Annotated in this window: 15 protein-coding genes and 1 tRNA gene; 3 read left to right on the forward strand and 13 right to left on the reverse strand. The window is 42.5% G+C overall.

The genetic code is table 11. From position 1 onward, the window contains the following. Positions 1-13: 13 nt before the first annotated feature. The 3 genes from HMPREF0091_RS05510 to murQ all read right to left on the reverse strand — a co-directional run bounded on the left by HMPREF0091_RS05510 (position 14) and on the right by murQ (position 3,548). Complete coding sequence (locus HMPREF0091_RS05510) at positions 14-1,096, reverse strand: MupG family TIM beta-alpha barrel fold protein (RefSeq protein ID WP_006303328.1); 1,083 nt, start codon at positions 1,094-1,096, stop codon at positions 14-16. After that, entirely contained in the window at positions 1,089-2,534 is a 1,446-nt protein-coding gene (locus HMPREF0091_RS05515) for a PTS transporter subunit EIIC (protein WP_010241841.1), read from the reverse strand. Before HMPREF0091_RS05515 ends, HMPREF0091_RS05510 begins: the two co-directional genes overlap by 8 nt. A 102-nt stretch (positions 2,535-2,636) precedes the next feature. After that, positions 2,637-3,548, reverse strand: a complete 912-nt coding sequence (gene murQ, locus HMPREF0091_RS05520; protein ID WP_006303330.1) for an N-acetylmuramic acid 6-phosphate etherase — start codon at positions 3,546-3,548, stop codon at positions 2,637-2,639. Positions 3,549-3,791: 243 nt separating this feature from the next. On the opposite strand from murQ, the gene HMPREF0091_RS05525 reads away from it, so the two are divergent. The 3 genes from HMPREF0091_RS05525 (at position 3,792) to pbp4b (ending at position 7,563) form a co-directional block, all read left to right on the forward strand. Then, complete coding sequence (locus HMPREF0091_RS05525; RefSeq protein ID WP_006303331.1) at positions 3,792-4,667, forward strand: MurR/RpiR family transcriptional regulator; 876 nt, start codon at positions 3,792-3,794, stop codon at positions 4,665-4,667. Beyond that, the gene (locus HMPREF0091_RS05530) at positions 4,660-5,250 is read left to right on the forward strand and encodes a PTS sugar transporter subunit IIA (RefSeq protein ID WP_006303332.1); all 591 of its coding nucleotides are present in this window, start codon (positions 4,660-4,662) and stop codon (positions 5,248-5,250) included. The genes HMPREF0091_RS05525 and HMPREF0091_RS05530 overlap by 8 nt, the downstream gene beginning before the upstream one ends. 240 nt (positions 5,251-5,490) lie before the next feature. Continuing rightward, complete coding sequence (gene pbp4b / locus HMPREF0091_RS05535; protein WP_010241845.1) at positions 5,491-7,563, forward strand: penicillin binding protein PBP4B; 2,073 nt, start codon at positions 5,491-5,493, stop codon at positions 7,561-7,563. Positions 7,564-7,825: 262 nt separating this feature from the next. Here the strand turns inward: pbp4b and HMPREF0091_RS05540 are convergent. From HMPREF0091_RS05540 to HMPREF0091_RS05585, 10 genes are all read right to left on the reverse strand, one after another. After that, positions 7,826-7,902: transfer RNA gene (locus HMPREF0091_RS05540), tRNA-Pro, on the reverse strand. A gap of 58 nt (positions 7,903-7,960) precedes the next feature. Continuing rightward, positions 7,961-8,965 carry a 4-(cytidine 5'-diphospho)-2-C-methyl-D-erythritol kinase gene (locus HMPREF0091_RS05545; protein ID WP_006303334.1) on the reverse strand — a complete coding sequence of 335 codons (1,005 nt, stop codon included), beginning with the start codon at positions 8,963-8,965 and terminating at the stop codon, positions 7,961-7,963. 18 nt (positions 8,966-8,983) lie between these two features. After that, positions 8,984-9,277: a Veg family protein gene (locus HMPREF0091_RS05550; protein WP_006303335.1), complete on the reverse strand. Its 294-nt coding sequence runs from the start codon at positions 9,275-9,277 to the stop codon at positions 8,984-8,986. 308 nt (positions 9,278-9,585) lie between these two features. Further along, the gene (gene nagB, locus HMPREF0091_RS05555; protein WP_029575177.1) at positions 9,586-10,323 is read right to left on the reverse strand and encodes a glucosamine-6-phosphate deaminase; all 738 of its coding nucleotides are present in this window, start codon (positions 10,321-10,323) and stop codon (positions 9,586-9,588) included. A gap of 325 nt (positions 10,324-10,648) precedes the next feature. After that, on the reverse strand, positions 10,649-11,293 hold the full coding sequence (gene rdgB / locus HMPREF0091_RS05560; protein WP_006303337.1) for an RdgB/HAM1 family non-canonical purine NTP pyrophosphatase: 645 nt from the start codon (positions 11,291-11,293) through the stop codon (positions 10,649-10,651). A gap of 92 nt (positions 11,294-11,385) precedes the next feature. Further along, positions 11,386-12,204, reverse strand: coding sequence for a ribonuclease PH (rph, locus tag HMPREF0091_RS05565; protein WP_006303338.1), 819 nt, complete (start codon positions 12,202-12,204; stop codon positions 11,386-11,388). An 85-nt stretch (positions 12,205-12,289) separates the two neighbouring features. Continuing rightward, a complete protein-coding gene (locus HMPREF0091_RS05570; RefSeq protein ID WP_010241846.1) occupies positions 12,290-13,039 on the reverse strand; it encodes a PRC-barrel domain-containing protein in 750 nt (249 codons plus the stop codon). A 116-nt stretch (positions 13,040-13,155) separates the two neighbouring features. Continuing rightward, complete coding sequence (locus tag HMPREF0091_RS05575; protein ID WP_006303340.1) at positions 13,156-13,554, reverse strand: YtxH domain-containing protein; 399 nt, start codon at positions 13,552-13,554, stop codon at positions 13,156-13,158. 213 nt (positions 13,555-13,767) lie between these two features. After that, positions 13,768-15,777: an ABC transporter ATP-binding protein gene (locus HMPREF0091_RS05580; RefSeq protein WP_006303342.1), complete on the reverse strand. Its 2,010-nt coding sequence runs from the start codon at positions 15,775-15,777 to the stop codon at positions 13,768-13,770. Then, entirely contained in the window at positions 15,770-17,572 is a 1,803-nt protein-coding gene (locus HMPREF0091_RS05585) for an ABC transporter ATP-binding protein (protein ID WP_006303343.1), read from the reverse strand. Before HMPREF0091_RS05585 ends, HMPREF0091_RS05580 begins: the two co-directional genes overlap by 8 nt. Positions 17,573-17,643: the final 71 nt, after the last annotated feature.

Consider the following 17,643-nt stretch of genomic DNA (forward strand, 5'->3'; position numbering starts at 1 on the left):
AGCAACAAACAAACTATTGTGCGGGCACAAGCATAAAGCGTGTTCCTCGACCAATAAGATCAATAAGCTCTACATAATGCTCGTCTACGCGTCCAATAACATTCACGCGCGTATCAGCTGGAAAATCGTTACGTAAAAGTTCAATTTCACCCTGATAGCGCATAAAATGTTTGTTATCCATCGTGATACAACCACGCTTGCGAAAAGTTGTACAAAAGGGCTCAATACAGTGTGAGCCTTTTGATTGATCCGAAGCATACTGGCGCGATTCTTCAAAACGCACAAGCCAGGAAGGGCTATCCTTTCTGCAGGTAAAAATCTTACGATACAAATATTCATAACCTGGGTGCAGCTCAGCTGGTATCACAAGCATATCTTGTTGTATAAAGATATCTATCAGCGCTTGTTCATGAGAAGAAATTTCGGGATCGGCGCAAAAAACCTCATCAATCGCATAGCGTATATTCATTTGAGCAAAAGATACATACGGCGAAAGCGTGCGCTGATGTTCAAGCGTTGGTAATCCTTCTCGAAGTGGAATGCGCTTAACTTTATCCGCTGGGATAAACGCCATAATATGCATACCTAAACGTTTTAAGGTATCATTGCACTCATCAAAAAACGCACTATCCAAGCCAGTTAGTGGGCGCGGATAAAAATTATGCATTGCATATACCAAAGGATTTGACGAAGTTTGAGCAGATTGCACAATCAACTGCGCGTCATCAGGGCATATGGTAGAAGCATTTACAACAATAGGCATCGTTTTGGCCAAATCGGCAATTTCTTGTGGAGTTAAACCATCATCGATACGCAAGGCCCATAAGCCCAGTGTTTGCTTTAACTCAAAAAAAGAGCTCATCTTAAAAATTTCAAGCGTTTTTGGAGAAACATCTGCAAGGATGCGCGCGCGCTTTGAGCAGAGCAAAGCGCATAAATCTTTAACTTGCTGCGTATACGATGAGCAAAATTCTTCTTCTATATGAAGCGAGATAAACACACAAACACCACCTGCCGCACAAAGAGCGGCAGGCAGTTTTTTGGTTTTATTATATTCGGTTAAAGAAATCGCACATCCAAGTGGATTTTTATGCATTTGCGACTTCCTCATTCTTCACCATAATATTTGTAATTACAAATCCCATGATATAAGAAACAACCAAACCAGCACCATAAGTTAAGACCGAAGCAATAGCACCGCCTTCACCAGCAGTCATAACAAACAACGCCAGCAAGCCAGAAGGACCCCAAGTTGTAGCTGCAACGCCCAAAGCCATAACAAGCGCGCCACCAAAACCTGCACCAAGACCTGCAGAAATGAAAGGACGACCCATAGGTAAGGTAACACCATAGATTAAAGGCTCACCAATTCCTAAGAAACCAGCTGGTAAAGCACCCTTAATTACGTTGCAAATACGTTTATTGCCACCACGCTTTGCCTTAAGATAAATTGCAATTGCGGCACCAACCTGACCAGCACCAGCCATAGCAAGCGCAGGATACAAAGTAACATAGCCAAATTGTTCAAGCTGAATAGAGTAAATGGCAACAAGACCGTGATGCATACCCATAGCAACCAAAGGAAGGAACAAGGCAGTTGAAATATAACCAGCAATGATGCGTACAGCAATTGACGAGCTCATGCAAAGCTGTTGTAATCCCATGCAAATACCCGAAGAGATAAATCCGCATAAAGGCATAACAACAAAAATATAAGGAATCAAGGTAACAATCAGTGTTAAAACTGGAGTAAATACGATATCCAAAGAATCGGGCATTTTAGCGCGAATAGCTTTTTCGATTTTAACAAGCAGAAATACGCCCAAAACAGCAGCTAATACACCACCACGGCCAGAACGCAAAATAGCATCCAACGGCTGAGTCTTATTAAACAAACCAACAACAGCAGAAATATCGTTAATTGCTGGAAGACCAGTAATCATACCCAGCATACCACCCAAAATTGGAGTTCCTCCAAATTTTTCAGCAGCACGATAACCTACCCATGCCGTTAGATAAGCCAAAAATGACGTGTTAATAAGTCCTAAGAATGGAATCAACACCGAAAAGAACATGTCCGATTTCCATCCAGGATTAAGCTGCTGAATAAGAGACGAAAGACCAGCACACAAACCAGCGGCAATAACACCCGGAATAAGAGGAACAAAAATTTCGCCAAAAGTTTTAAGGATCAATCTTATGCGAGAGTCACTTTGCTGCGACTTAACAGCTTTTTTGTTGGCTTTCCAGTCGTTATCACAAGATAAGCCTTCTTCCGAAGTTGCAATACCCATAGCAGCACAGATATCAGCGCATTTACGGCATTTACCAGGTCCAACCACAATCTCAATATAATTTGTGCGGTCGTGAACAATGCCAAGCACGCCTTCAACATTTTTAAGTGCATCCTCATCTATTTTGGCATCATCTGCAACTTCAACACGTAAACGCGTCTGACAGTTTGTTGCCAAACGTACATTTTCTTTACCTCCCAAATGCACTAATACATTTTGTACCAGTTCCTCATTGGTCATGGTAGCCTCCCTTTCGTGAGCTTTACACTCTTTAATACCCTTATCACCCAATAATGCAAACACTCTATAGTAGGTATGCATAAGCGTTTGCAACTGATCAAGCTATGCTTGCGCAAGAGCTTCTCGAACATGTCCATGCGCACGTGAAAGTTTTTCTTCTGCTTGTGCGCGTGTAAATGAACCCAAAATCATCACGATCGCCAACTTACAGCTGCCTTGTGCTTCTTGAAGAGCGCGAGCAGCGGTCTGGCTATCAACACCAGTAGCTTCGGTAACAATGTGATTGGCTCTAACTTTAAGTTTTTCGTTACTTTGTAAAACATCTACCATAAGGTTTTGATATGCTTTTCCAGACAAAATCATAGCTGTGGTAGAAATCATATTGAGCACAAGCTTTTGAGCAGTTCCCGATTTTAGGCGCGTTGAGCCCGTAAGAACTTCTGGCCCTACAACTGCCTCAATTGCAACATCAACAAGACGCGAGATTTCACAATCTTTGTTGCAGGTAATTGAAGCTGTAAAACATCCCTGTTGGCGAGCGTACGTAAGACCGCCAATAACGTAGGGAGTACGTCCGCTTGCCGCAAGACCAACAACTATATCGTCCGAGGTAAGATTGCGATTTTTAAGATCTAAAGCACCCAACTCTCGTGAATCTTCGGCGCCTTCTACCGCATCGATAAGAGCCGATTCCCCACCTGCGATAAGGCCGATAACAACATCTTTTGTAACACCAAATGTTGGAGGGCACTCAGCTGCATCCAATACACCGAGCCTTCCGCTTGTTCCTGCTCCCATGTAAAAAATGCGATGATGTGAACTTATGGCCGTAGCACCACGTTGCGCAACTAAAGCGATTTTTTCAAGTTCAGGACGAATTGCCTGAGGAACGCGCGCATCTTCTTCGTTCATAATGGACGCAATCTGCAAAGCACTCATTTGATCAAGTTCCATTGTCCGAGGATTACGCGTTTCGGTTGTCATAGTGTCTAACTGTATGTCCACGTCATGCATCCTTTCAAAAAATTATGTGCTGACGTACTTGGCGTAATAAATGATTGTGCGTAATAAGTATTGCGCCCATAAATAGCACCGCACGCTTTCCTTGCTTTAAGTGTATTAAGACTTCACTTTATTTCAAGATTTGCGCGCAAGCGTGAAACTTTATTTCAACTTATGATTTTTCGGACTTTAAATTGTGCAGCACCAATAAGGCGTGATACGATTACGATTATAAGAAAGCGCAGGTAATATCCTATGAAAAATATTATAATTCGTTTACGAGAAAATATTGGATTCCTAAACCCTGCAGAAAAAGCTGTGGCTCGATACGTGTTGCAATGCCCTCATGAAAGTAATCGCTTGTCGGTAAAGGCACTTGCTGCACGCTCATTTGTATCTCCGGCTGCAGTGGTTAGAATGTGTAAGTCTATTGGCTTTGAGGGCTTTAAAGAATTTAAGACCGAACTTACTCGAGAACTTGCAACCGAAAAGCTTATTCTTCCCCTTGATACCAAAGACATCAAACAAAACGATACGCTCGAAAGCATTATCAAAAAAATTACGCTCAAAAATATTCACTCTCTGTATGATGCGCTGCGTTTAATTGATCCAGAAACTATTGAAAAAGCCGTTGAACTTTTGCAAGCGTGCGACCGCATTTTGTTGTTTGGACTTGGTGCTTCTCTTATTGCCGCCAAAGATGCTAATCTCAAATTTTTGCGCGTAAATAAAACTTGTTTAATTAACGATGACTGGCACCTTCAGCTTATAACAGCGCGTAATAGCACTTCTCAAGACGTAGGAATAGTAATTTCATATTCAGGACAAACAGCAGAAACACTAACATGCGCCGAAATATTAAAGCACAATAATACTCCTATTATTGCGATAACACGTTGTATCGAATCGCCCATTTCAAAACTGGCCGATGTTTTGCTCTATACCACCAGTAATGAATCACTTTTTAGAAGCGCTGCAATGAGTAGCAGAATTTCGCAGCTCAACATTATTGATATCTTATATACGGCATTTGCGGTAAGCGATTACGAGAAAAACTTTACCTATTTAAGTAAAACTCGTATTGTCAAACACATACCAAAGAACGAAAGGGAGGGAGAGCACCATGTTTAATATGTTTAAACATTTGATTAAAACCAGCTCGTGCAAAAATCCGCTGGAGCACTCATCTGAAGTATCGCCTTGCAATGAGCACGCGTGTACACAAGCAACACCAGATGTAACACATATCAGCACTTCTCATAACAATAGCGCCGATATTATTGCCTGCTGTTCAGGTAGTCTCATTGATGCTGCCACGCTTCCCGATCCCGTTTTTGCACAGAAAATGCTGGGTGAAACATGTGCAATTGCTCCGTGTGAAGACACTATTACGGTGTGCTCGCCTTCCGATGGGAGCGTATCTGCTTTATTCCCAACGGGACATGCTTTTGGCATTACGCGCCCCGATGGAGTTGAGATACTTGTCCATATAGGTATCAATACGGTTGAAGCTCATGGTGAGGGTTTGCGCGTGTTGGACGTGTGCCAAGGCGATACAGTCAAAGCAGGAAAACCAATGGTAGAAGTTGATGTTAAGAAACTTTCACAAACGTATAATATGAGCATTATGACTATTATTACCGACGCGCAACAGCAGACCATCAACTTCAAAAAGAGTGGCTCAGTAAATCAAGGAGACTCTATCGTTGCCTAGAGGGGCTGCCTTACACCGTATGGGTTGGAAGCTGATTGGGAGCTGGGCTGTAGGCTGGTTGAAAGCGGTCATTTCAGACTCTGAAACTCTTTTTCACAAGCTCGCATTTTTGTTGCGAGCCATGTCCTTCTTCATATAATGAAAATTGTACATAGCGACATGTCCAATATGTAAAAGTCCTCTCGGTCATCCGCGGGAGGACTTAACACATTTTTCATTTCATATCAAAGGAGGATATGTATGAATACCATGCACTATGTTTCTTTATCAACAATGTTCATTGCTACGATTGGTCTAGGCATTTGTGGCTGTTCTTTGAATGCTCCAGTCTCTCAAACACAACAAGCAGAACAGGCAAATGTCACTCAAGAAGAACTACCACAAGGAACATGGCAAGCCGACATTACATTTCCTGATTGGCAAAAATCAGTAGATGACACACTTGCGCTTAACAGCATGTATTCTTTTAAAGGTTTCAAAGATCAAGGAGTAATATATGTAGAGCCCTCTGAGGATATTGCGCATTTTGAACTTTTTGTAAACAATAAAAAAATAAGTACAGACAATATAAAAGCTGGCGAAACCAACAAAATTGATATTTCAGATAAAACGATCGACGGAATAAATACCTTACAAATAACTGGAATATCCCCTAATGATAAAAATAGCACCGTTAAAGTACACATACCCTATCCTACCGTTCTCACAGGTTATGCACCAGAAGACGTGGGAATTGAACCATCTGTTTTTGATACTATATCCGACATAGTTATATCTGATATTAACCATGGGTTTACTTCTGCTCAAATGGCAGTAATTAAAGACGGAAAACTCATTTATCAAAATGCATGGGGAAAAACAGACTCATACAACCAAGATGGCACAGCAAACACAACAGCACCAGATGTTACCAATGACACGCTTTATGACTTAGCGTCTAACACCAAAATGTATGCAGTAAATTATGCAATTCAATACTTAGTAACACACGATAAGTTTAACCTTGATTCAAAAATTGTTGATATCATAGGACAAAAGTTTGCCGATGATACAATCAACATCACCTACAAAAAAGGTGAAAATCCAAGCTTAGAGGATAACAAGAAGTGGAAACAAGAACTTACGGTTCGCGATATTTTAAGACACCAAGCCGGTTTTCCTGCAGATCCTCAATATCACAATGATGCTTTTGACCAAAGCGAACAGAAACCAAATCCAGCCGTCACTAACGTACTCTACTCTGGTTCTGACGGAACGTCTGAGACAAAACAAAAGACCCTTGAATCCATTTGCAAAACACCGCTCATGTATAAACCAGGAACAAAAACCGTTTATTCAGATGTTGACTACATGCTGTTAGGGCTTATCGTAGAAAAAACAACTGGTCAAAACCTAAATGATTTTCTCTCAACAATTTTTTGGAAACCAATGGATCTCACGCACATAACATATAATCCTCTTGAACACGGATTTTCACCCGATGATTGTGCAGCAACCGAGCTCAATGGAAATACGCGTGATGGAGCTATTAAATTTAGTGGTGTGCGTACCAAAACATTGCAAGGTCAAGTTCATGATGAAAAAGCATTTTACGCTATGGGTGGTATAAGCGGTCATGCAGGCTTATTTGCAAACGCAACTGATTTAGCAAAACTAGCAAATGTAATGCTCACAGGTGGTTGGGATACTCATAAATTCTTCTCACAAGACGCCATTGATACATTTACCGCACCCAAAAAAGAAGACGCTGCAAGTGCAAGGTGGGGTTTAGGTTGGTGGCGAGAAGCAAGCAATAGCCGTGCATGGTATTTTGGCACGCAGTCCAGCTCGAATACCATAGGTCATCAAGGTTGGACAGGAACACTAACCATGATTAATCCCGAACAAAATCTTGTAGTGGTCTTTCTAACTAATAAGATTAATTCACCAGTTACGAATAAAGAAAAGAATCCAAACAGCTTCAACGGTAATAATTATGTAAGCTCTACACTGGGTGTAGTTCCTGAATTATTACAAATGGGCTTTTCAACCAATAAGACAGATTTGCAAAAAACAATGGGCTCATTATTGCCTGAAATGGCGCAAGATAAAAGTAAATTGTTAGCAAAAGCTGAAGAAAAGGAAAGTCTCGATGCGTCACATCCACTTGTCCAAAGTACCTATGCCGTTTATGAAGCCATGGTTGCTCATGTAGAAAAAACAAAAGATAAGGAAGAGCTTGATTTATGCACCAAGACCCTAGAGAATTTAAACACTGATAGAGATTCGGATGAATATCAGGCTTTGAGCGATAGGTTGTCACACCTTAAATAAGCTTGATATATGCAGCAGAACCGCAAAATCGAGTCTATGCCCCGTCTTCTCTCATAAGGCACCGCAAAAACTGTGCCCCCTTACAAGATGATTTGTGTAAGGGGGCACATAAAACCATATAAGTTGTTTATAGCTTTTGTTCGCCCATAAACGCACAAGTTAACAATTACTTGGTATTTTTACAAGCTTTCTTTTTACGCTTAATGCCAAAAGCGCCGCTCACTACCGCACATGCACCTATTATCTTACGGGGAGAAAAAAATGGTCGGGTTGACTGGATTCGAACCAGCGACCTCTCGGTCCCGAACCGAGCGCTCTACCAAGCTGAGCCACAACCCGACAAAACAAAACACATGATACAACACGCTAAAGGGGCTGCACATGCGTGCTTACTGTATCAAAAAACGTGATTTAATCCAAGTGTCTTAGTAGAATATACCCACCAATTCCGCATTTTGGAAGCTTTTAGAGCAATTTCATCACAAATAGCAGAACTTTGAGCAAATGCAAAAACAGCACTTCCCGAACCCGTTACACAAGGATGAGAAATACCTTGCTGCGTGCGCAGCCATGCCAAAACTTCGCGAATATCCGCAACTTGCTGGATAACGGCCTCGGCCAAGTTATTGTATAAAAGTCCATTAAGTGCTAAAACATCGCCCACACGTAAAGCCTGAATGATCCTATCGGGCGATTGAGGCATAAACGATTGTATTCCTGCCTCTGGATTTAACCTTTGCTTTAACTCTGCCCCGAGCTCTGACCTTGGCTTTAACTCTGTCTCTACCCCAGTCTGAACATGTTCGTCAAAAAGACGATATGCAACAGGAGTACTCACTCCTGCCTGAGGGCGAACAATAACGCAGGGAATCGAAGGTACATGTTCAAAAGATTCTTGCAGCGTTGCTCCAACACCGTTTAAGTACGCAGGAATGGGATGTAAAAAGAAGGCAACATCTGCACCAATAGATTGAGCCACACGCACCACGCGCGCGTCAAGAGCATCTATCCCCCAAAATTTGCACAGCAACTTTATAGTGGTGGCTGCGTCTGAACTTGAGCCGCCCAACCCAGCTTGCGCTGGAATATGTTTTTGTATGGTTACGGTATATGCTGGCTGTTTATGAAATGTTTGGCACATAGCTTCAAGCGCGCGAAACGCCGTGTTATCCTTCATGGCAACATCGGGGCCTGCATCCATGACAACCGTATTTTGTTGAGCGCGCTCGTTATAGCTAAGCGTTACCGTATCCGCCAGCTCAAGCGCAGCCATAACCGAGTCGGCACGATGGTACCCACTTTCGCCAACGTTATGCGGATATATTCCTAAGTGAAGATTGATTTTTGCGTAAGCAGGCGCAGCGTCTTGATACGATGCGCAACAAGTCACCGAATTATTCATACAAAACGATTACAGCGCCTAAAATTCTTCTACAACGCAGTCAAACAGGCGCTCTCCCGTATCGGCGTCAAAAAGCTCAACCGCGCCCGTTAGTACATCAACATATTGAAACGATTGACGTTCAACGCGACCACGACGCTCTTCGGTTTCTACTACAAACAGTGACGGGTGAACTCCTACCAGCATGCCCATACGATCGACCACACGCGATCTACCCATATTAGCTCGAACTTTAATGCGCTGCTGTTCAAGTGTTTTTAATTTTTCGCGAATATCCTCAACACGTAGACTAGAAGGTGTTAAACTATCCATACATGCCTCCACTCAATACAGGTAGCGCTTTGGATGTGCTGTTGTCTTAAAGAGTCGCTGTAACAAGCTTGCGTTAAGAAAACATACACACGCTAACATTAGGTGCTGCGCGTGTCTAAATAAGTACCAGATAATGGAAATACACAAAGCTCAAAGCACCCAATCACTACATCAGGTTCTTTTTTCTTGCAACCACAATGCAAACTCGTACATAGCGACATAGCGCAAGTTAGTATTGTATTACAGTTTATGCATTTACGCAAAAAAACCGTAGTATTACCACATAGAGCCTGTATTAACGTTGCTGCTTAGATAGTGCGCGGACACTTACTCAGCGCGGCCTCATCGGCAATTACCACGCAATTATTGTGCAACTGCAAAATAGAGGCAGGACAATTTGGATTGATAGCGCCATAGCACATGTTATATACGGCGTCGGCTTTATCTTCACCGCTTGCAATAATCAAAATCATACGAGCATACATGATGGTTTGGATACCCATCGTATATGCTTGACGAGGAACATCTTCCTTATGCTCAAACAAACGGCTGTTTGCGTTAATGGTACTTTCGGTAAGGTCTACACAATGCGTACCACACGAAAAATGATCGTCGGGCTCATTAAAACCAATGTGACCATTGCGACCAATACCCAACAACTGTAAATCGGGATAGCCTGCCTTCTTGACCAGCTCGTCATAAGAGCGGCAGGCGCTTTCGGCGTCTAAATTAGAGCCGTCGGGAACATGCGTGTTGTTAATATCGATATTGATGTGGTCAAAGAAATTCTTACGCATAAAATAGTGGTAACTTTGCACATCACTATGAGAAAGACCACGATATTCATCCAAGTTATACGTAGAAACGCGCGAAAAATCGATGTCGTCCTTTTCATACCATTGTGCCAGCTGATTATAGGTGCCTATAGGAGTGGTGCCCGTTGCCAAGCCTAAAACACAATTAGGTTTAAGAATGACCTGGGCGGAAATAACATTAGCAGCTTTACGGCTCATATCATTGTAATTGAGCGTACGAATAATCTTCATGAGGTCCTCCATAACCAACGCGCAAATCTGACAAGCAACAAAGGTTTTAACAGCAAAGATTGCGAGCGCCAAAGGCTCAGCAAAACGCCTTGTATATTTTTATTGTCGCGCAAGTAGGCAAAAAATTTAGCAACAATGAGTAACTGGTATTAAATTATACAGAAAATCCTTTTTAACTGGTATTTTATTTAATACCAGTTGTGAACGAAAGGCACGTGAGCTGTGAAGATTTCCATAAACACACGCGCGCTTTGATTGCAAAGCACAGCGTGATTGCAGAACGCTCGCACTACAATTGCAAAAAGCACGCAGCAGCCGACATAAGCTACTGGAGCTTAAGCGCCAAATCTTCGAGCGCACGACGACGATGAGAAATTGCGTTTTTCTCGTCGGAAGAAAGTTGCGCCATAGACCTATGCGTTGCCTGGGCTGCATCGGGTAAAAAGAGCGGATCATATCCAAAACCTTGCGCGCCAATTTCTTCATGGGCAATATAGCCCAAGCAATTGCCTTCGCCTCTAAAAATTTGTTCAACCGAAGAGTCGCATTCGCGCTTTATGAGCACAATAGAACAGTGAAAATGCGCGCGTCTATGAGCATCGTCTACATCTTTTAAGGCTTCCAATAATTTTTTATTATTTGCTTTATCGTTGCCGTGCTCGCCCGCATAACGCGCAGAATAAATACCAGGTGCACCTGACAGAGCATCTACACATATGCCAGAATCATCGGCAAGCGCATACATACAGCCAACCGAATCAAGGGCATGACGTGCTTTAATAACCGCGTTATCATAAAAAGTAGCGCCGTCTTCAACAGGATCAGCAAAAGAGCCCAAGTCGTGAAGCGCCACAAAAGAAAACTGCGGAAGGACATGCTTAAGGATTGCTTCGATCTCGATAACTTTATGGGCATTGCCCGTTGCAACAACAATGGTAGATTTTGGATCAAAGTCAACAACGCTTGCCATACAAGCTCCTTTGCAACAAATTCACAAGGATATATCTTATCCTAACAAAGAATTAACACGGCAGTGAGCTCGCTAAAAATCAGCACAAGCGCTTAAAAATTGGTAACCGATTTTTGCAGTGCAAACAACTTAGTAAGCGCAGGCTCACTTGCGTCAAGCAGTGCATTAAGATCGTGGCGCGAAAGAGTTGCACGCTCACCAGTACCTTGAATTTCAACGAGTCCACCGTCGTCGCGCATAACAACGTTGAGATCAACATCTGCATTGCTATCTTCGGGATAATCAAGGTCAACCAGCAGTTCCCCATGCACAATGCCCATTGAAATTGCAGCAACTTGCCCCGTAAGTGGACAACGGGCAATCTTGTCGGCTTCAACCATCTTACGGCACGCGTCATGCAATGCCACCCACGCGCCCACAATTGACGCAGTGCGTGTACCGCCATCTGCCTGCAGCACGTCGCAATCAATAGTTATGGTGTGCTCGCCTAACTTAGAAAAATCAACAACCGAGCGAAGACTTCTACCAATCAAACGCTCAATCTCCATCGAACGGCCTTTTCTCCCCTTGTATTCGCGCGGTGTTCTTCGTTTTGCCGAAGCGGGCAACATAGCATATTCTGCACTCACCCATCCCAGGTGAGATAATTTTCGCCAAGTAGGAAGAGTGTCTTCCACCGTTGCACTACAAAGCACGCGCGTATCTCCGCAGGTAATAAGGCACGAACCATCGGCATACTTCATAACTTGGCGCTCAAGCGTACAGGGGCGCGCCTCAAAGGCAGATCTTCCATACGAACGCGCGTGTACGCTATTGGATTTTTGCGAAATGGTTTGCACGCGCGTTTGATCGCACACCGCCAAGGATTTACCCTCTGGCAATGGTGACGTTAAAGAATCCTTTGTATTCATATATACTCACTTTAAACTTGGCGTAGAACAGTAGCAACTTTGCATAAAAGCTTATTTTATTTGTATACAACCACTTTTCTATACATTATTTACTGGCTTTTTTGTATTCATCTAAGAAGTCGCCAAACATCGAGCGACTCTTTTTAATCTGACGGCCTACACTTTTTGCCGCATTGGTATATTCTTGTGAGCTGCTTACCTCATCAATTTTGTTATTAACTCGTTGGGCAAGCTTTTTACCTGCATATTTTGCTTCGGCGTATTTTTTACCTGCGTCAGCTGCCAACCCTTTAGAAAGCTCGGTTGATATTCCTTGCGTGTTTACCAGTACGCGCCCTTTTTCGCACGATTCATAACTGCTAAAAGGTATTTTAATGTGTCCAACTAAGCGCGAGGCAATTTTTCCATCATCGATAATAAACGCTAAAACAGCTCCCGAACTGGCGTTAAGCGCCACGTCGCTAACATGGCCAATCATCTGCTTGTCCTGCGATACAACATCCATCCCTTGCCAAATGATACAGCTGTCCCAATCAAGAGCTAAGCGTGAAAGAGCCGATTTTCCTAATTGGCGCATAGACGCATGAATGTGCAGCTCAGAGCCTTGTAAATGGCACACATCTAGGGGAACAAATATATCTTTACGCTTGAACATCCACAGCATATCTGGTCGTTTAATAAGAAAGCCAACAAGCCTATCACCTGCAGGCGTAAACAGGGTAAAATGAACTTTACCCAACGGCTTTTTATGTTCAACCGTTACGCCGTTAGATGTTTTTGTGCGTATAATATATGCTTTTTTATTCACACATTGCGAAATTCGTTCTATGCTCACGGCCTCTCACTTTCCCAAAGAAATCTAACAAAGATCATGCGACACAACACATTACATGGATATACAAAAAGCGTAGCACTATCCATGCTACGCTTTACCATGATATGTGCATATTACTAGGCGTTAGCAGGTTCGGCCGACTCCACAACCTCTATATGAGCGCCTTCACCCTCGTGATCCACAACCTGATGAACAGCCGCCGTTGAATTTGCAACAGCTTCAGAAAGCGAGTTGCGCAACAAATCCATGCGCTCGCGCGCACGATCTACCTTAGCGCGAAGCTCGTCGGTAGTTGCGCTAATGGTTGGGCGCATAGCATCAAATTTATCGTTTACTAATGCTGAATTACGCTCATAGGAATCTCTTGCATTATCCCATGCATCATTAATTGCATCGGCGGCAAGCGCGCGACTCTCTTTGCCCGAACGAGGAGCCACTAAAATACCTACGGCAACTCCGGCAGCAACACCAACAATGCTACCAGCAATAAAACCCAGAGTTCCTTTTGCGCTCATATTTCCTCCTTGAAAGCCGAATATACAGTTATATTCAGGTTCATATGTAACGTAATAATCTCTCGCGATATTAGTGTAGCGCACTCATGGCAAAGTTGAAACATAAAAGTGCTTTTTCGTGCGTAAAAACCATGAGTACCGCCACGTATTTAGTTATAAATTAGCTGATACGGTACTTGTCAGCGCATGTAAAACACTTTTGGCACTCTATGCCTATTCTAGCTCAAACGCACCAGTATACAGTTGATAATATACTCCCTTAGCTAAAAGTAACTCGTCATGAGATCCGCGCTCAACGATACGGCCGTGATCCAATACCACAATTTCATCCGCATTTCTCACGGTAGATAATCTATGTGCAATAACAAAGGTCGTACGACCCCGCATAAGTGCGTCCATACCCTTTTGAACCAATTCTTCGGTATGAGTATCAATAGAACTTGTTGCTTCATCCAAAATCATTACGGGAGGATTTGCTACTGCGGCGCGCGCGATAGCAAGCAACTGTCGCTGTCCTTGGCTTAAATTAGAACCGTTGTCAGTAATGCGTGTTTCATAGCCATCAGGCAGACGTTCTATAAAGGTATCAGCACCACTTAAATGAGCCGCCTGCATGCACTCTTCGTCGCTCGCGTCAAGACGCCCATACCTAATATTGTCTATAACTGTTCCTGTAAACAAATTTACATCTTGAAGTACGATGCCTAAAGATTTTCTAAGATCACGCTTTTTTATCTTGGTAAGGTTAATACCATCGTAATGTATTTTCCCATCTGCAACCTCATAAAACCTATTGAGCAGGTTGGTGATGGTTGTTTTGCCAGCACCCGTAGCACCCACCAAAGCAATTTTATACCCAGGTTGTGCATGAATGGAAATATCATGCAAAATGAGTCTATTGGGTTCATAAGCAAAATCGAGGTTTTTCAGCAAAACGTCGCCACGTAAAGGCGTATAGGTAACTTCTTGGCTTGCGGTATGAGGATGTTTCCATGCCCAAAGGTTTGTACACGTATCAACTTCGTGCACGCAAGATTGCCCCTTAGCGTCACACGCTTTTTCTACGTTAACCAATGTTACATAGCCTTCGTCTTGTTCGGGCAACTCATCAAGCAAGTGAAAAATACGAGATACTCCCGCAAAACCCATCACAATCGAATTGATTTGATGCGATATTTGCGCTATTTGCCCCACAAATTGCTTAGTGATGTTCAAAAACGGTATGACCACCGCCAGTGAGAGCGCCATGCCCGAAAGACTTACATTGGGTAGGTTATACAGCAGGCATATACCCCCTGCAAGCGCTACCATTACATACGCCAAATTTCCAATATTAAAAATAAGTGGTGGAAGCATATTTGCAGTTAAATTTGCTTTATGTGAAACTACAAATAACTTTTCGTTTGCTTGGTCAAACGCCTCAAGACTTTGTGCTTCATGGGTAAATACCTTGATTTCCTTAAGGCCGTTCATGTACTCTTGTGCAAAACCCTCTACATTACCTGTTTCGTTTTGTTGAGCAAGAAAATACCCCGCGCTCTTTTTGCCAACTATTTTTGTGACCGCAGCGGTGCAAGCGACGCCAAGAATTACCACTACCATCAATGACGCACTGTAATACAGCATAACCGCAGTTAAAGTTACCATAGTAACCAGCGTCATGGCAACGTTGGGCAGGCTTTGCGAAAGCATTTGTCTAAGCGCGTCCACATCATTGGTGTACATAGACATAATGTCACCATGAGAGCGTTTATCAAAATACGAAAGTGGCAAAGAGTCCATGTGCGAAAACATGAGCTTCCTAAGCTTATTGATGGTTGATTCGGTAAATACCGCGCAAAGTTGAGTACCAATAGTAGTAGACGCAAGAGCACACACATATACACATATCAACGCGATAATACTAGAACTTATATAAGGAATTGCCGCGTGCCAATCACCCGACTGCCAATATTTGGCTATGACAGCTAAAATTTGCTGCATAAAGATAGGAGGAAGCGCAGAAATAACCGCACTGGTAAGTATGGTTAGTAGTATGCCTATAAACATATAGGGATAAAAATGAAATATCATAGACATGAGGCGCATAAAATTTGTGGTAAAAAGCATTAAATCTTTTTTATCATCTTCTGAATTCTTACGCTCATTTGAGGACAATATGCCTTTGTGCGAAGTGCGTTCAAGCTGCTCGGCGTCGTGCTTTTCATATGTTTGGTTATGCATTATTGATCGCCTCCTCATAAGATTCATGCGTTTGTGATAGGTGCGTTTCGCGATAAAATTCGCATTCATGCATAAGGGTATTATGCGTACCAACTGCTAAAATCTCGCCCTTTTCCATTACAATAATTTTGTCAGCACCGCGCAAAGACGACGTGCGTTGTGCAATGATAATTTTTGTAGTAGCTGGCAACAAGCGCGCAAGCTCGGCTCGAATGTGTGCATCGGTTTTAGTATCAACAGCACTAGTTGAGTCATCAAAAATCAAGATTTTTGGACGTTTAATAAGAGCGCGCGCAATTGACAAACGCTGCTTTTGACCTCCAGAAAAATTAGAGCCGCCTTGTTCAACAAAAGATTCAAGACCGTGCGGAAGCGTTTGGATAAATTCATCAGCACAAGACGCTTTACAAGCCGACATAATTTCTTGGTCATCTGCCAAAGGATTACCCCAGCGCAAATTATCTTTAATAGTGCTTCTAAAAAGCAAACTTTTTTGCAAAACGTATCCAATGTTTTTACGCAAAGACGCTATATCGTATTCACGAACATTATGACCGCCTACCAGCACTTCTCCTTCGGTCGCGTCATACATACGCGCAATAAGTTGAATGAGCGTAGTTTTTGCAGATCCAGTCATGCCCAAAATGCCTACCGTTTCGCCTGAATGTATGTCTACCGAAACATTTTTGAGCGCCCTATGCTGCGAAGTAGGCGTATATCTAAATGAAACATTACGAAAAGAAATAGATCCATCAGGCACGTGCATTATTGGAGTAGGCGGATTTGTAATGTTATTCTGCTGTTGAAGAACCTCACAAATACGCAAAGCGCTTTCTTCGGATATTACGATTGCAATAAACACAAACGAAAGCATAAGAAAACCAATAAGAATTTGAAAGCCATAGGTAATAAGCGCTGAAAGCTGACCTATATCAAGGTTGGTGCCTCGTGTTGAAATAATTGCATAGCTACCAAAAAATAGCACAAGCGTAAACATTGTATAACTTGCCATGCTCATAAGAGGAGCATTTAGTGACATTAATCGCGCGCCTTGTGTATAATCACAAAAGAGATCATCAGCTGCAGAGGAGAATTTTTTTGCCTCGTGATCCTCGCGCGTAAAGCTCTTTACCACACGAATACCTAAAATATTTTCTTCGATAATTTGATTAAGGCGGTCATACTTAGGAAACACACGGCGAAAAATGCGCACGCCAAAGTATATAACTACAGCGAGCCCTACACACATAATAAGCGATGTTCCCAGGTAAACCCAAGCGCTCCAGCCAACCATTAAAACAGAGGCAACCAAAGCAGCGCAAATAACTATAGGTGCCCTAATTGCAATCGTTAAAATCTGAATACCTGCAAACTGCACATTCATAACATCTGTCGTAAGACGAGTTACTAAACTGGAAGACGAGAATTTATCAATAATAGAAAATGAAAAATGAAGCGTACTCTTAAAAATATCGTGGCGTAAATTTTTTGCCAAACCACACGCTGCATATGAGCTTGTGTAACCTGCTAACATGCCAAAAGCAAGTGACACCAGAGAAATACAGGCCAATATACCTCCCATATACATAATGGTTTGAAGATTTGTTCCCTGTTTAATAGTATCGATAAGAAATGCCGTATAAAACGGAATAGAACATTCAAAAGCCACCTGTGCTACTACAAAAAGCGGCGTTAACAACGCAGGGACCGTGTATTCTCGCATGCTTTTAGTTAAAATTGAAACAATTTGAGTATTTGAATAAGATAATTCAGTATTTTTTGCTGATGTAGTCATAAACCTCCCCTTTTTTATTTCAGAACATATTTGTTATGTGTTTGTAATTATTGAGAAAAATCTAAATATAT

Source organism: Fannyhessea vaginae DSM 15829, assembly GCF_000159235.2.
Taxonomy (GTDB): Bacteria; Actinomycetota; Coriobacteriia; order Coriobacteriales; family Atopobiaceae; genus Fannyhessea; species Fannyhessea vaginae.

What these genes read in the sequence shown, in the direction of transcription:
- HMPREF0091_RS05510 (WP_006303328.1), bottom strand. Translation starts at nt 1,096, where the DNA reads ATGCATAAAAATCCACTTGGATGTGCGATTTCTTTAACCGAATATAAT.
- HMPREF0091_RS05515 (WP_010241841.1), bottom strand. Translation starts at nt 2,534, where the DNA reads ATGACCAATGAGGAACTGGTACAAAATGTATTAGTGCATTTGGGAGGT.
- murQ (WP_006303330.1), bottom strand. Translation starts at nt 3,548, where the DNA reads ATGCATGACGTGGACATACAGTTAGACACTATGACAACCGAAACGCGT.
- HMPREF0091_RS05525 (WP_006303331.1), top strand. Translation starts at nt 3,792, where the DNA reads ATGAAAAATATTATAATTCGTTTACGAGAAAATATTGGATTCCTAAAC.
- HMPREF0091_RS05530 (WP_006303332.1), top strand. Translation starts at nt 4,660, where the DNA reads ATGTTTAATATGTTTAAACATTTGATTAAAACCAGCTCGTGCAAAAAT.
- pbp4b (WP_010241845.1), top strand. Translation starts at nt 5,491, where the DNA reads ATGAATACCATGCACTATGTTTCTTTATCAACAATGTTCATTGCTACG.
- HMPREF0091_RS05545 (WP_006303334.1), bottom strand. Translation starts at nt 8,965, where the DNA reads ATGAATAATTCGGTGACTTGTTGCGCATCGTATCAAGACGCTGCGCCT.
- HMPREF0091_RS05550 (WP_006303335.1), bottom strand. Translation starts at nt 9,277, where the DNA reads ATGGATAGTTTAACACCTTCTAGTCTACGTGTTGAGGATATTCGCGAA.
- nagB (WP_029575177.1), bottom strand. Translation starts at nt 10,323, where the DNA reads ATGAAGATTATTCGTACGCTCAATTACAATGATATGAGCCGTAAAGCT.
- rdgB (WP_006303337.1), bottom strand. Translation starts at nt 11,293, where the DNA reads ATGGCAAGCGTTGTTGACTTTGATCCAAAATCTACCATTGTTGTTGCA.
- rph (WP_006303338.1), bottom strand. Translation starts at nt 12,204, where the DNA reads ATGAATACAAAGGATTCTTTAACGTCACCATTGCCAGAGGGTAAATCC.
- HMPREF0091_RS05575 (WP_006303340.1), bottom strand. Translation starts at nt 13,554, where the DNA reads ATGAGCGCAAAAGGAACTCTGGGTTTTATTGCTGGTAGCATTGTTGGT.
- HMPREF0091_RS05580 (WP_006303342.1), bottom strand. Translation starts at nt 15,777, where the DNA reads ATGCATAACCAAACATATGAAAAGCACGACGCCGAGCAGCTTGAACGC.
- HMPREF0091_RS05585 (WP_006303343.1), bottom strand. Translation starts at nt 17,572, where the DNA reads ATGACTACATCAGCAAAAAATACTGAATTATCTTATTCAAATACTCAA.